This is a genomic window from Streptomyces sp. 71268, assembly GCF_029392895.1.
GTDB lineage: Bacteria > Actinomycetota > Actinomycetes > Streptomycetales > Streptomycetaceae > Streptomyces.
Window position 1 is genome coordinate 1,798,047 of the sequence record NZ_CP114200.1, and the last position, 13,930, is coordinate 1,811,976.

The window sequence follows — 13,930 nt, forward strand, 5'->3', positions numbered from 1 at the left end:
AGGAGGGGCGAGGCGACCCGGCGCGCGGCCGGAGCCACGGCGCGGGCGGGGCGCGCACCCGGCGCGCCCGGGCCGCGCCGATCGGGCCGGCGCAGCGAAGTGGGGCCCGAGCCGGTGCGCCCGAACCCCACTCCGTACACGCTCATCGCGTACGCGATACGTCCACTTTAGTCGCCCTCACTGCATGATCGCTCATTGCAGCGTATGACTATTCACTCATCGGCGGGGGCGAGACCTCAGCGCGCGAGCGTGGCGACCAGGACCGCCTTGATCGTGTGCATCCGGTTCTCCGCCTCGTCGAAGACCACCGAGTGCGCGGACTCGAAGACCTCGTCGGTGACCTCGAGCGAGGTCAGCCCGTACCGGGCGTGGATGTCCCGGCCGACACCCGTGCCCAGGTCGTGGAAGGCGGGCAGGCAGTGCAGGAACCGCACCTCGGGATTGCCGGTGGCGCGCAGCACGTCCATGGTCACGGCGTACGGGCGCAGCAGCGCGATCCGCTCGTCCCACACCTGCGGCGGCTCTCCCATCGAGACCCACACGTCGGTGGCGACGAAGTCCGCGCCGCGCACGCCCTCGCCGACGTCCTCGGTGAGCGTGATCCGGGCGCCCGAAGCGGCGGCGAGCCGGTGGGCGTGCGCCGTGATCTCGTCGGCGGGCCACAGGGCGCGCGGGGCGACGATACGCACGTCCATGCCGAGCAGCGCGCCGGTGACCAGGTAGGAGTGCCCCATGTTCGACCGGGCGTCGCCGAGGTAGGCGTACGCCACCTCGGCGAGCGGCCGTGCCACGTGCTCGGTCATGGTCAGCACGTCGGCCAGCATCTGGGTGGGGTGCCACTCGTCGGTCAGGCCGTTGTAGACCGGCACCCCGGCGTGGGCGGCCAGCTCCTCGACGACCGCCTGGCCGGCGCCCCGGTACTGGATCGCGTCGTACATCCGGCCCAGCACCCGCGCGGTGTCCTTGACGGACTCCTTGTGGCCGAGCTGTGAGCCGGCCGGGTCGAGGTAGGTGGTCGAGGCGCCCTGGTCGGCCGCGGCGACCTCGAAAGCGCAACGGGTACGGGTCGAGGTCTTCTCGAATATCAGCGCCACGTTCTTGCCGGCCAGCCGCCGCACCTCGGCGCCGGCTCGCTTGGCGGCCTTCAGCTCGGCGGCCAGCTCCACCAGGCGCGCGAACTCGTCCGCGGTGAAGTCCAGCTCCTTGAGGAAGTGACGGCCGAAGAGGTCGCTCGCCATGGCAGGCTCCTAGGTCACAGCGTTCGGGAACTTCGGAAGCATATACGAGCAGCAACATTTATATGCAACCACGGTCCGCGCCCCGTCCGGCCGCACCGCGTCCGCCGCCGAGCGCCGGCACCTCCGCGCCCCTACCCACGCCCAGGATGCCCGGCCGGAGACCGGTCCGCCGCACGGGGCCCGCCCGTCCGGGCCCACCCCGCGCCCGCGCACACCGCGACCTGTCCGTACCAGGCCCCGCCCCGTACCTACCGCGCCCCGCTCAGACCGCGTCGCGCTCCACCGGACAGCTCATACAGCGCGGCCCGCCCCGGCCACGGCCCAGCTCGCTGCCCGGGATGGTGATCACCTCGATGCCGCGCTTGCGCAGATACGTGTTGGTGGTGGCGTTGCGCTCGTACGCCACCACCACGCCCGGCTCGACGGCCAGCACGTTGCACCCGTCGTCCCACTGCTCCCGCTCCGCCGCGTGCACGTCCTGCGTCGCGGTCAGCACCCGGATCGAGTCGAGGCCCAGCGCGGCGGCTATGGCCCGGTGCATGTGCTCGGGCGGGTGGTCGGTGACCTTGAGGTCGCTCTCCTCCGCACCCGGCTCGATCGTGTACGAACGCAGCATCCCCAGGCCCGCGTACTGCGTGAAGGTGTCGCCGTCCACCATCGTCATCACCGTGTCCAGGTGCATGAACGCGCGCCCCTTCGGCATGTCGAGGGCCACGATCGTGCGCGCCGAGCCCGCCGCGAACAGGCCGCGCGCCAGCATCTCCACCGCCTGCGGCGTGGTCCGCTCGCTCATCCCGATCAGCACCGCGCCGTTGCCGATCACCAGCACGTCGCCGCCCTCGATGGTCGACGGGTACGCCGCCTGCCCCTCCGACCACACGTGGAAGTCCTGGTCGGCGAAGAGCGGGTGGTGCCGGTAGACGGCCTCGTAGTGCACGGTCTCGTGCCAACGCGCCGGCCAGCGCATCGCGTTGATGGACACCCCGTCGTACACCCACGCCGAAGCGTCCCGTGTGAACAGGTGGTTGGGCAGCGGGTGGACGACGAAGTCGTCCGGCTCCATCGCGTGGAAGCGCACCGAGACCGGCTCCGGGCGCCGTTCCAGGAACTCCCGCTTGGTCTCCCCGCCCACCAGGGCCTGGGCCAGCTCGGGCGCGGACAACTCCTCGAAGGCGGCCCGCAGGTGGTCGGTGGCCAGCGGGCCGTACTCCTTCTCGTCGAAGACCCGGTCGAGGACCAGGGCCCGGGCCTCGGGCACCGCCAGGCTCTCGGCCAGCAGGTCGCCGAAGAGGTGCACCTCCACGCCCCGGTCGCGCAACACGTCCGCGAACCCGTCGTGCTCCTGCCGGGCCCGCCGTACCCACAGCACGTCGTCGAAGAGGAGCGCGTCCTTGTTGGTCGGTGTGAGTCGCTTCAGCTCCAGGTCGGGACGGTGCAAGATGACGCGACGGAGCCGCCCGGCCTCGGAGTCGACATGGAATCCCATGCACCTATCCTCACCCCAAGCCGGCCCCGCGCACATCGGTCACGACGCCGTCTGCGCGCGCCGCGCCACGCCGGCGCGCACCCCGGAGCCGGCCGTGAACCGCCGCGCGCCACCCCGACGGGCGGTGCGACACCGCCACGGAAGCCGCCCCGGGCCGACACCGCCGGCCCGGCGCCCCCGCCGCCCCGGACGGCGGGCGACGGCCGGCGCGGCGCACATGCCGACAGGTGTCGGAAACCCGTACGCCAGGCCGCCCCGTCCCCGCCCGACCGCCCCCAGCCACGCGGGGAGGCCGCCGGCAGGCGGCGCCAGCGACCGGGCGGCGACACTCGGGACCGCGACCGGGAGCGCTGCCGGCGTCACAGCCTGGGGTCGACGGCCTCCGACTCCAGGGCCAGGATCGCGAACACGGCCTCGTGCACCCGCCACAGCGGCTCCGCGCCCGCCAGCCGCTCCAGGGCCTCCAGGCCGAGCGCGTACTCGCGCAGCGCCAGCGAACGCTTGTGCGGCAGGTGCCGCTCGCGCAGCCGCTCCAGGTTCTCCGGGCGCGCGTACTCCGGGCCGTACACCAGGCGCAGGTACTCCGGCCCCCGGCACTTGAGGCCGGGCTGTACGAGCTTGCCGCCCGCGGTTCGCGCGCCGGCCTTCACCGGCTTGATTACCATGCCCTCACCGCCGGCGGCCGTCAGGTCCAGCCACCACTGGATGCCGGCCGCCACCGACGCCTCGTCCTCGGTGTCGACGTAGAGCCGGCGCGTGGGCGCGAGCAGCCCGTGCCCGCGCCCTGGGGCGGCGGCACCGTGCGCGTCCCCGACCCCGGCTCCGGCTGCCGCCTCGCCCGCGCCCGCCCTCGCGTCCGCGTCCGCCGCCGCCGCCAGGAGATCGGCCTCGGCGGCGATGAGCCGGTCCACCAGCGCCAGTTGGGCATCGTGCGGCAGCAGGGCGAGATTGCGGCCCTGCCCGGCCAGCAACTGGAACGGGGCCAGCCGAATGCCGTCGAGGCCCTCACGGCCGTCGGCACCCGGCGCCGGCGCGTCCAGCACGCCATCCACGGGCCCGCCCGCCGGCCGACCCGCGCGTTGGCCCGACGACGGGTCCGCGCGCTCCGCCGGCGGGGCGCCCACGCGCCAGCAGTAGCGCCGGTACGCCTCGGTGAACGCCTCGGCATCGGCCGCGCGCTCCCGCTGCCGCGCCAGCAGTTCGGTCACCTCAAGGCCGCGCTCGGCCGCCGCCTCCAGGGCGTCGAGCACGCCGGGGAACACGGCCCGCGAGGCCGCCCCGACGGCCGCGTACTGGCCGCGCAGCAGCCCCTCGGCCTTCAGCGACCACGGCATCAGCTCGGCGTCGACGAGCAGCCAGTCCGTGTCGAACTCCGCCCACAGGCCAGCGCCGTCGACGGCCTCGGCCAGCCGGCCGAGCACCCGTTCGGTCAGCGCGGGGTCGGCGAAGAACGGCCGCCCGGTACGCGTGTGCAACACGCCCCTGACCTCGGCGGTCGTCGCCCCGAAGCGCTCGCGGGGCACGCCCGCGTCCCGGCACACCAGGGCAACCGCCCGCGAGCCCATGTGCTTCTCCTGGCACACCACCTGTCGTACGCCGTCGGCCCGGTAGGCGGCGAACGCCTCGGCCGGATGCTCCAGGTAGCCGTCCCGCGACGAGGTCGGGCACGGGGCCATCGTCGGCGGCAGGTAGGCCAGCAGGCTCGGGTCCACGGCGAACCGGCTCATCACCTCAAGCGCCGCCGCCGCGTTCTCCTCCTTCACCGCGATCCGGCCGAGCTCCCGCGTCTCCACCACCCGCCGGCCGACGACGTCGTTCAGGTCCAGCGGCCTGCCGTCCGCGCCGCCCGGGGCCTCGCTGACCAGCGGTTTGACCGGCTCGTACCAGACCTTCTCGGCCGGCGTGCTCACCAACTCCCGCTCCGGCCAGCGCAGCGCGGTCAGCGCGCCACCGAAGACGCACCCCGTGTCGAGGCAGATGGTGTTGTTCAACCAGGTCGCCCGCGGCACGGGGGTGTGCCCGTAGACCACCGCGGCCCGGCCCCGGTAGTCCTCGGCCCACGGATAGCGCACCGGCAACCCGAACGCGTCGGTCTCCCCCGTCGTCTCCCCGTACAACGCGAACGAGCGGACCCGGCCCGACTGGCGGCCGTGGTACTTCTCCAGCAGCCCGGCGTGCGCGACCACCAGCGCGCCACCGTCCAACACGTAGTGGCTGACCAGCGAGCGGATGAACGCCGCGACCCGGGCCCGGAAGTCGGGGTCGCGGGCGTCCTCGCGCTCCAACTGCTCGATCGTCTCCGGCAGGCCGTGCGCGAGCTTGACGGTGGTGCCCGCGAGATAGCGGCCCAACTTGTTCTCGTGGTTGCCGGGCACGCACAGGGCCGTGCCGTCCGCCACCATCCCCATGACCAGGCGCAGCACGCCCGGGCTGTCCGGGCCACGGTCGACGAGGTCGCCGACGAACACGGCCGTACGCCCCTTCGGGTGCGCCGCCCCCACTGCGCGCCCCTCGTCGTCCCGGCGCAGCTCGTATCCGAGGTCGCCGAGCAGGCTCTCCAGCTCGCCGCGACAACCGTGCACGTCACCGATGATGTCGAACGGCCCGCTCAGGTGCCGCAGGTCGTTGTAGCGCCGCTCCCGCGTGACGGTGACGGCCTCCACCTCCGCCACCCCGCGCAGCACGTGCACCGCGCGGAACCCCTCACGCTCCAGGTGGCGCAGCGAGCGCCGCAGCTCACGCCGGTGGCGCTGGATCACGTGCCGGGGCAGCGCGGCTCGGTCCGGCCGGGCCGCGTTGCGCTCGGCGCACACCCCCTCCGGCACGTCGAGCACGATCGCGACCGGCAGCACGTCGTACTGCCGCGCCAGCGCGATCAGTTGCTTCCTGCTGCCCGACTGCACGTTGGTGGCGTCCACCACGGTCAGCCGCCCGGCCGCGAGCCGCTTGCCCGCGATGAAGTGCAGCAACTCGAACGCGTCGGCGCTGGCCCCCTGGTCGTTCTCGTCGTCGCTGACCAGCCCGCGACACACGTCCGACGAGATCACCTCGGTGGGCTTGAAGTGCCGCGCGGCGAAGGTCGACTTGCCCGAGCCGGTGGCCCCGACCAGCACCACGAGAGCGAGGTCGGGCACCGCGAGAACCCGCTCGTCGGTCATCTCGTCGGTCATGCGGTCACCTCGTCGCGCGGCACGGTCACAGTGGCGATTTCCTGGTCGGGCGTGGGGGCGGGCGTGCGGTCGGGTGTGGGGACGGGCGTGGCGTGGGCCGCCTGGGTGGCGGGCGTGGTGTGGGGCGTGGCGTCGGCCTTGGTGCCGGGCGTGGCGTCGGCCTTGGTGTCGGGCGTGGTTCCCGTCTGGGCCTGGTCGCCCGCCGGGGTCGGGGCCGGGGCGGGCGGGTTCAGCGTGAACAGCGCGAGCTGGGTCGGCGGGCCCACCTCGGGGTCGTCCGGGCCGACGGGCCGGAACTCCACGCCGTAGCCGTACCGGCGCGCCACCCCCTCGGCCCAGGTGCCGAACTCCTGGCGGGTCCACTCGAAGCGGTGGTCGGCATGGCGCATCTGCCCCGCCGCCAACCCGCTCCACCGCACGTTGTACTCCGCGTTCGGCGTCGTGATCACCACCGTACGGGGGCGTGCCGCCCCGAACACGGCGTGTGCCAGCGCCGGCAACCGCGGCGGATCGACGTGCTCCACCACCTCACTGAGCACCGCCGCGTCATACCCCCGCAGCCTGCCGTCGGTGTACGCGAGCGAGCCCTGCATCAGCCTGACGCGGGCCGCCTGGCGCTCCGGAAGCTGATCGAGGCGCAGCCGCCGCGCGGCCGAACCCAGCGCGCGCTGCGAGACGTCGACGCCCACCAGTTCCGTGAAGCGGGCATCGATCATGAGCTGGGCGAGGAGTTGCCCCTGGCCACAGCCGAGGTCGAGCACCCGCGCGGCGCCCACCTCGGTCAGCACGGCCACGATCGCCTCCCGGCGCCGCACGGCCAACGGGCTCGGCGCCCGGGTGGTGTCGGCGCGCTCGTCCACGGCGTTGTCCACGCTCTCGGGCGGGGTGTCGTCCGCGGCGGCGAGCCGGGCCAGTTCGAGCCGATCCAACGCGTCCCGGGTCAGCGCGCGGCTCCGGGCCAGATACCGGTGGGCGATCAACTCCTGCTCCGGGTGGCCCGCCAGCCACCCTTCACCGGAGCGCAGGAGCTTCTCCACCTCGTCGGGCGCGACCCAGTAGTGCTTGGCGTCGTCGAGCACCGGCAGCAACACGTAGAGCTGCCGCAACGCGTCCACGAGCCGCGCCTCGCCCGTCAACACCAGCCGCACGTAGCGGGCCGCACCCCACTCGGGGAACCGCTCGTCCAACGCCACCGGCGTCGCCCGCACCCGCCAACCCAACGGCGCGAACATGCGCTCCACCAGGTCCGCCCCGCCCTCCGACGGCAACACCGGCACCTCGACCCGCAACGGCAACGGCCGCTCCACCAACTCGGGACGCGCGGCGCAGCGACCCTGGAGCGCACTGGAGAACACCGCGCGCAACGCCACGGCGAGCAACGAAGAGGCCGCGTACGGACGGTCGTTGACGTACTGGCCGAGCGGCACAGCGGTCGCGGCGTCGGCGCCCTTACCGGGACGCTTCCCCCGTCCGCCGCGCACCAGGGCCACCGTGTCCACCTCCAGCAACAACGCGGCCGTGCACCGCTCGGGGGACGCCTCCGGGTAGAAGACGTGCGCCACCCCGTGCGAAGTGGCGAAGCGTTGCACCTTCTCAGGATGCTTGTGCAACAGGAACCCGAGGTCGGTAGCGGGCTGCTCGGTATCACCGGTCATGGTGAGGGTTAAGAACACACGCCCGAGTATCGCCCGCCCACCCCACACGCCCCCACCGATTTCCCGGCCCAGGGCAGAACAGCTAGCGCGCGGTAGCGCGGCAGGTCGGTGGCGCGGTAGCGCGGCGGACCGGTGGCGCGGTCGCGGCGGGTCGGTGGCGCGGTAGCGCGGCGGGTCAGCGCGGGAGCGTTCGGGGGCTTGCTTCGGTGCCCTCGGCTCTGGGTGCTGTACGGAGCGTGGGGCGGCAGCGCTCGTGTGCTGGCGCGCCTGGGCTCTGGGCTCTGTGTCTTGTACGGAGCGCGGGGCGGCAGCGCGGCAGCGTTCGGGTGCTTGCCGCCTGGGCTCTGAGCTCTGGGCTTTGGGCTCTGTACGGAGCGCGGGGCATGGGGCGTCGGGCGTGTTGGGTTTCGGAGCCCTGGGGCCTTCGCGGCTGTTGGCGCCTGCGGAGGCTTATGTGGGGAGGGCGGGGCTCCAGCCGCTGTCGCGGGCGTGTTGCCGGGCCTCCTCGCTGAGGGCGGGCTCACCTCGCTGCGAGAAGCGGGCCCCTCGCTGCGGACCGGGCGGGGGGGCTCCCCCCTCCCTCCCCTCCCCCTCACCCCCCGTATTTCCGCCGCCAAGTCGGCGATCTTGTCCGGGCCCACTCGGCAGCAGCCGCCGATGAGTCGGGCTCCCTCGGACTGCCATGCCGCGACCCGCGCCGGGTCGAAGGTGCCGCGACCTCGCCAGTCCCTGGCCGTCGCGTCCCAGTCCTCGCCGCTGTTCGGGTAGACGACCACCGGTTTGCCGGTGACCAGCCCCGCCAGCCGCACCGCGCCGTCCGCGTCGGCCGGCGTGCAGCAGTTCACCCCGACCGCGATGACCTGCTCGTTGTCCGCCGCGAGCGCGAACGCTCGCTCCAGTGGCTGGCCAGCCCGGGTGAGGTGGCCTTGGATGCTGTACGAGAGCCACACCGGCACTCCACAGTCCTCGGCTGCCCAGAGCATCGCCTCCGCCTCGTCGATGTCCGGCACCGTCTCCAGCGCCAGCACGTCCGGTCGCGCCGCGGCCAACGCCGTGATGCGCGGGCGGTGGTAGTCCACGAGTTCTCGCACGCTCAGCCCGTACCCGCCCCGGTACTCGCTGCCGTCGGCGAGCATCGCCCCGTACGGGCCGACGGAGCCCGCCACCCACACCGTGCCGTTCCCTGCGGCGGCGGACTCGCCGGGCGCTGCCCGCCGCTCGCCCGGCCGCTCGGGTTCGCGGCCCACGGGGGCGCCCCCCGCGCCTATGCCACCGCCCCCGCCGGGCGCCTCCCCCGTTGCCTGATCCGCCCGTCCCGCCGCCTCGTGCTGGGCCGCCGCCCGGCGGGCCAGGTGGACGCTGCGCCGCAGCAGTTCGTCCACCTGGCGCCGGCCCAGGTCTCGGCGGGCGAACCCCTCGTAGCTGGCCTGGTAGCTGGAGGTGATCAGGACCTGGGCCCCGGCCCTGACGTACGCCGCGTGCGCGGCCTCGATCTGCGCCGGGTCGTCCGCGAGGAGCCGCGCCGACCACAGGTCGTCCGACAGGTCGCAGCCCTGTGCCTCCAACTGGTTGGAGAGCCCGCCGTCGAGCACGACGGTCCCGTGTGCCAGCGCCTCGGCCAACGGAAGGGCGGGGCCCTCGGGCGGGGCCGGGGGCCAGGGGGGGCGGTGTCCCTTCGGGGGGCGGCTCGGCGGCGGATGTCATGGCTCGTTCCTCAGCCGAGTTGCGACTGCACCTGGGAGGAGATCAGCTCCAGGTGGTCGAGGTCGTCGAGGTCGAGGATCTGGAAGTAGATCCGGGAGGCGCCGATCGCCGCGTACTGGCCGATCTTGTCCACCACCTCGGCCGGTGAGCCGGCCAGGCCGTTCGCCTTGAGTTCGGTCACGTCCCGGCCGATGGCCGCGGCGCGCCGGGCCACCTCGCTGTCGTCCTTGCCGACGCAGGCCACCAGGGCGTTGGAGTACACCAGGTCGTCGGCCTTGCGGCCGGCCGCCTCGGCCGCCGCTCGCACGCGGCCGAACTGCCGGTCGCTGTCCTCGACGGAGGCGAAGGGGATGTTGAACTCGTCGGCGTACCGCGCGGCCAGGCGCGGGGTGCGCACCGCCCCGTGGCCGCCGATGAGGACCGGCACCTTCGACTGGGTGGGCTTGGGGAGGGCGGGTGAGTCGGTGAGCTGGTAGTGCGTTCCGTTGTGGGTGTACGTCTGGCCCAGCGGCGTGTTCCACAGGCCGGTGACGATCTCCAGTTGTTCCTCAAGGCGCGCGAACTTCTCCTTGGGGAAGGGGATGCCGTAGGCGCGGTGTTCCTCCTCGAACCATCCGGAGCCGAGGCCGAGCTCGATTCGTCCGCCGGACATCTGGTCGACCTGTGCCACCTGGATGGCCAGCACGCCGGGGAGTCGGAAGGTGCCCGCGGTCATCAGGGTGCCGAGGCGGATGCGGCTGGTCTCGCGGGCGAGACCGGCCAGGGTGATCCAGGCGTCGGTGGGGCCCGGCAGGCCGTCGACGCTGCCCATGCGCAGGTAGTGGTCGGAGCGGAAGAAGGCGTCGAAGCCCAGGTCCTCGGTGGCCTTGGCAACGGTGAGAAGGGTGTCGTAGCTGGCCCCCTGCTGGGGCTCGGTGAAGATGCGTAGATCCATGGACTCCATCCTGCCTGCTTCGGGGCATGGCACCGACGTGCCCCCGGCCCGTGTCAGCCCCCGCGACTCGCGGGCCCGTGGTCGCGCGGGGCTGTCTCACGCGGTCGCGGCGTCGGGTGCACGGGGTCGCGGGTGGTGGGCGCCGGGAGTGGGGTCGGCGTCCGCCGTGTCGGGGCGGCGTCGGTCGCTCGTCCGGGTTGGTCGCTCGTCTGGTTCGGTGGTGGTCCGCCACCGGTGGCCGGAGCCGCCGGGCGGCGGGCGCCGGGCGGCTCACCGGCCCGGTGGGCGCGGTGGTGGGGGCGCGGAGAGGAGGCGTCGAGGGGCGCGAGCGTGGGTGGGGTGGGGGTCGCTGGTCAGGCGGCGCCGCCTTCCCGGTACGCCGTGAGTTCCCGGAGCATGCCGAAGACGCGGTCTCTGGACTCGTCCGCGGCGTCCACGGCCTCCACGCACTGCCAGTACAGCCCCTCTTCCGCCACGCAGGCCACCTCCACCAGGGCTATGCCGACGTCGCCGAGCAACACCCCCAGCGCGAGGAGTACGCGCCGGGGGTCGCGCACTTCCGTCAACTGCACGGCGCGTATCGCCCCGGTGCGCAGTGTGGGGTGGTTGAGAGCGGGGCGCCCCAGTGCGCCGCACGCCCGGCCGCCCGCCTCGCTGAGGCCCTGCGCTTCCCAGCGCGCCGTGGGTGAGGCGCTGCCCGCGAAGTAGCTTCCGATGACTTCGGCGAGCGCCTGTGCCTGCCATGCCTCGACGACGACGTCCTGCACGGCGTCAGCCCGTGTCAACGCCAGTCGGGTGGCCTCGATGAGCCGCATCGCCTCCATGTCCCATGCCCCTCTTCGCCCGTGCCGTGTGGGTTATCTGTTCGCTACCCAGAGTGATGAATAACAGGCGGGAAAGCTAGGGGAATTCAGGAATCTGTGGACAACAGTTACGCTGTGGATAACTTTCTCACTACAGAGAGTGATGGTCTATGTTGGTGGGCGGCGCCGCTCGCCGGGCCGGGAAGCGTAGTTCGTTGCGGTCGATCTTGGCGGAGAGGGCCCGCAGCGGGTCGATGTCCAGCGCCAGGCAGAACTGCAGGAGGTAGGCGAGCACGTCGGCCACCTCGTCCTCGACGCGCGCCGACGTCGTGGGGTCGGCCATCACGGCGGCCGACTGTTCCGGCGTCAGCCACTGGAAGATCTCCACGAGTTCGGCCGCTTCGACGCTCAGCGCCGAGGCCAGGTTCTTCGGCGTGTGGAAACGCTGCCAGTCGCGCGCGGCCGCGAAGTCGGCGAGCCGCCGCTGAAGGGCGGGCAGGTCAGGGGCGGGTTCGGGTGCCTTGGTCACGCCCCAGGTCTACCACCGTCAGCCCGGGCACCCCGAAGTCGCCCTCCTCGGTGCCGGGCCGCCCCGGGGCGCCGGCCGCCCCCGCCCGGTCGTCGGCCCCCGCGCCGGCACGGGCCGCCGCGCGCGGCGCGGCGGGGCCGTCGCGGCGGTGGTCCTCGGCCTGGCCCCCGGGATGGCCGTCGCTCTCGCGCGGCGGCGGCGCGACGGGCACCTCGCGCACGGTGCCCACCAGCCGGATGTGGCCGCGTTCGCACATGCGGCCGGCCAGTTCGAGCAGCAGACGGGCCTGGCGTCGGTCCAGGCACCGGTCGAAGCCGTCGGCGAGGACCGTCAGGGTCTGGCGGGCGGGCAGCACGTCGGCCACCGGGTCCACGTCCAGCACCCCGGGACCGGTGAGCAGCACGAGCGCGAGGCCCAGGTAGCGCAGTTCGCCGTCGCCGAGCCGGTCCACGGGCATCTGCCCGAACTCGCCGAGGCCCAGCACGGCGCGCACCCCGGCGCCGGAGCGCCCGCGTGGCGCGCTGACCGCGCCGGTCGGGCCGCGTTGGGCCGGGGTGGTGGCGCGGTGCCGCGCCACCTGGGCCTGCTCGTCGGCGGGGGCGCGGAGCGCGGTGCCGCCGCGTCGGGTGCCGCCGACGGTCACCGATGCGGGGACGTCCGGGGCGTGGTCGCGCCCGGCCGCGCCCTCGACGGTCAGCTCCGTGACGGCCGGTCCGGCGCAGCCGTCTCGTACGGCCGCGACCAGGGCCGCGTGCCGGGTGCCGCACTCCTTGCGGGTGCGGTAGAGGACGGCGGCGAGGTTGTCGCAGGCGCTGCGCAGGTGGCCGTCGGAACGCATGGCGGGGCCGCGCATGGCCTCGGGGCGCGGGTCGCAGGGGAAGACGGAGCGCAGCGCGACGACGACCTGTTCGGCCGCGGCGAGGGCGAGCCGCTGCCCCGCGGTCTTGCCGGCGATGCGCAGTGGCAGCAGCGCGGTGGCCAGTCGGTCGTCGGGGAGCGGGGCGCGGGTGACGGGCACGGCTCCGGCGGTGTACCAGGCCGCCTGCACGGTGCGGCGGCCCGGGTCGCGCAGCGCCGTCTCCAAGAGGACCTCGCCGGCGCCGGTCATGCGCTCGCCGACGATCCGCAGTTCGGGCTCGGCCTGGACGGCGATGTCGAGGTGGACGGGGCCGACCGGCCCGTCGACGGTGCAGCCGATGCGGAAGCCGCGTCGCCCCTGCGTGTCGGGGCGGGCCTGGTGCGGTACGCAGCCGGCGGGGTCGGGGAAGACGTCGGCCAGTGGTTCGCCGGCCGCGAGTCGGGCCAGGGCCGCGTACGCCTCCAGGGCGCTGGTCTTGCCGCTGCCGCTGGGTCCGGTGAACAGCGTCACCGGACCCAGCGGGAAGACCGCGCGCCGGTGCGTCTTGTAGGCCGAGAGCCTCAGTTCGGATACGGCGGGCCGCTGGCCTGATGCGTTCATGGCGCGGAAGGTATCGCCGCCGCGTTTCGCCGAACCGTTTGCTCGTCGTCGCTTTCCTACGATCGGGGGACGGAAGCGCCCGTAACGGTTGTGAACGAGGGGCGCAGTTCGGGTTCGTCCACTTCGGTGCCGAGGGGGGCGAGCAGGAACACGTTGGTGTCGACCCGGTGCATGCCGCTGCCGAGGCCGAAGACGACTCCGCTGGAGAAGTCGAGGATGCGCTTGGCCACGTCGACCTCGGCGCTGGTGAGGTCGAGGAGGACGGGGATCTGGGCCATCAGGTACTCGGCGACCTCGCGCGCGTCGGCGAAGGTCTGTACGCGGATGACGACGAACTGGCGCTGGTCCTGCTCGGCCTCGTCCTCGGGCAGGGCCCGGTGGTGCGGCCAGGACGGCCAGGCGTTGTTGCTTCGCAGCGGGACGACTTCGGCGAGCCCCTCCCACTGTTCGTCGGTGACGTCGTGGCTGTTCACCGGTCCACCCCGCTGGCGTGCTCGCTGGATATGTGCATCGGGCGATTCTAGGGACAAGCTCGGGTTCGGTTCGCGCACCGACACAGGTATCGGCGCAGGTAGTGACGTAGGCAACGGGAAGGGACGGGACCGGGGAGCCGGGGCACGAGCCCCGCGCGGCACCGGAGTGGCCGCCGCGCTCGCGTCCCCCGACGCCGCGCGCGACCGGCTCCGCGGTCCCGTCGTCCGAACCCGACGCCATGTGGCCGGAGCGTGAAGGGCCGACCCCCGTCGGCGCCTCCCCCGTACCGCTCCAGCCACCAGCGCGGCCAACTCGCGCCGACACTCCGGCGCGTTGTCTCGGCGATGGCCGTCGGGTGACTCAACGGCCGTGTCGACGCGGGAGAATCCCCCGCCGACCCCCCGTTCGCCAAAGTCACCGACGCGTCGCGTCGACTCCGCCCGGGGCGCCTTCCCGAGACCAAACGGTCTCGGGGCAG

General features: G+C 73.7%; 9 protein-coding genes and 1 pseudogene. All 10 read right to left on the minus strand.

All coding sequences use genetic code 11. The features are described 5' to 3' along the window. Window positions 1-236 precede the first annotated feature (236 nt). Window positions 237-1,238, minus strand: a complete 1,002-nt coding sequence (gene argF / locus OYE22_RS06510) for an ornithine carbamoyltransferase (protein WP_277319520.1) — start codon at window positions 1,236-1,238, stop codon at window positions 237-239. A 262-nt stretch (window positions 1,239-1,500) separates the two neighbouring features. Beyond that, a complete protein-coding gene (locus OYE22_RS06515; protein WP_277319521.1) occupies window positions 1,501-2,724 on the minus strand; it encodes an arginine deiminase in 1,224 nt (407 codons plus the stop codon). A 359-nt stretch (window positions 2,725-3,083) separates the two neighbouring features. Beyond that, a complete protein-coding gene (locus tag OYE22_RS06520; RefSeq protein ID WP_277324016.1) occupies window positions 3,084-5,882 on the minus strand; it encodes a polynucleotide kinase-phosphatase in 2,799 nt (932 codons plus the stop codon). An 8-nt stretch (window positions 5,883-5,890) separates the two neighbouring features. Further along, entirely contained in the window at window positions 5,891-7,567 is a 1,677-nt protein-coding gene (locus OYE22_RS06525) for a 3' terminal RNA ribose 2'-O-methyltransferase Hen1 (protein ID WP_277319522.1), read from the minus strand. Window positions 7,568-8,157: 590 nt separating this feature from the next. Continuing rightward, window positions 8,158-9,171: pseudogene (mmuM, locus tag OYE22_RS06530) on the minus strand (homocysteine S-methyltransferase); the annotation flags it as partial. A 92-nt stretch (window positions 9,172-9,263) separates the two neighbouring features. Further along, window positions 9,264-10,187: an LLM class F420-dependent oxidoreductase gene (locus OYE22_RS06535; RefSeq protein WP_277319523.1), complete on the minus strand. Its 924-nt coding sequence runs from the start codon at window positions 10,185-10,187 to the stop codon at window positions 9,264-9,266. A gap of 353 nt (window positions 10,188-10,540) precedes the next feature. Continuing rightward, entirely contained in the window at window positions 10,541-11,011 is a 471-nt protein-coding gene (locus tag OYE22_RS06540; RefSeq protein WP_176164570.1) for a DUF6099 family protein, read from the minus strand. 130 nt (window positions 11,012-11,141) lie between these two features. Then, window positions 11,142-11,519, minus strand: a complete 378-nt coding sequence (locus tag OYE22_RS06545) for a nucleotide pyrophosphohydrolase (protein WP_277319524.1) — start codon at window positions 11,517-11,519, stop codon at window positions 11,142-11,144. Beyond that, the gene (locus tag OYE22_RS06550; RefSeq protein WP_277319525.1) at window positions 11,491-12,978 is read right to left on the minus strand and encodes an ATP-binding protein; all 1,488 of its coding nucleotides are present in this window, start codon (window positions 12,976-12,978) and stop codon (window positions 11,491-11,493) included. Before OYE22_RS06550 ends, OYE22_RS06545 begins: the two co-directional genes overlap by 29 nt. A 56-nt stretch (window positions 12,979-13,034) precedes the next feature. Then, a complete protein-coding gene (locus OYE22_RS06555; RefSeq protein ID WP_277319526.1) occupies window positions 13,035-13,451 on the minus strand; it encodes a cell division protein SepF in 417 nt (138 codons plus the stop codon). Window positions 13,452-13,930: the final 479 nt, after the last annotated feature.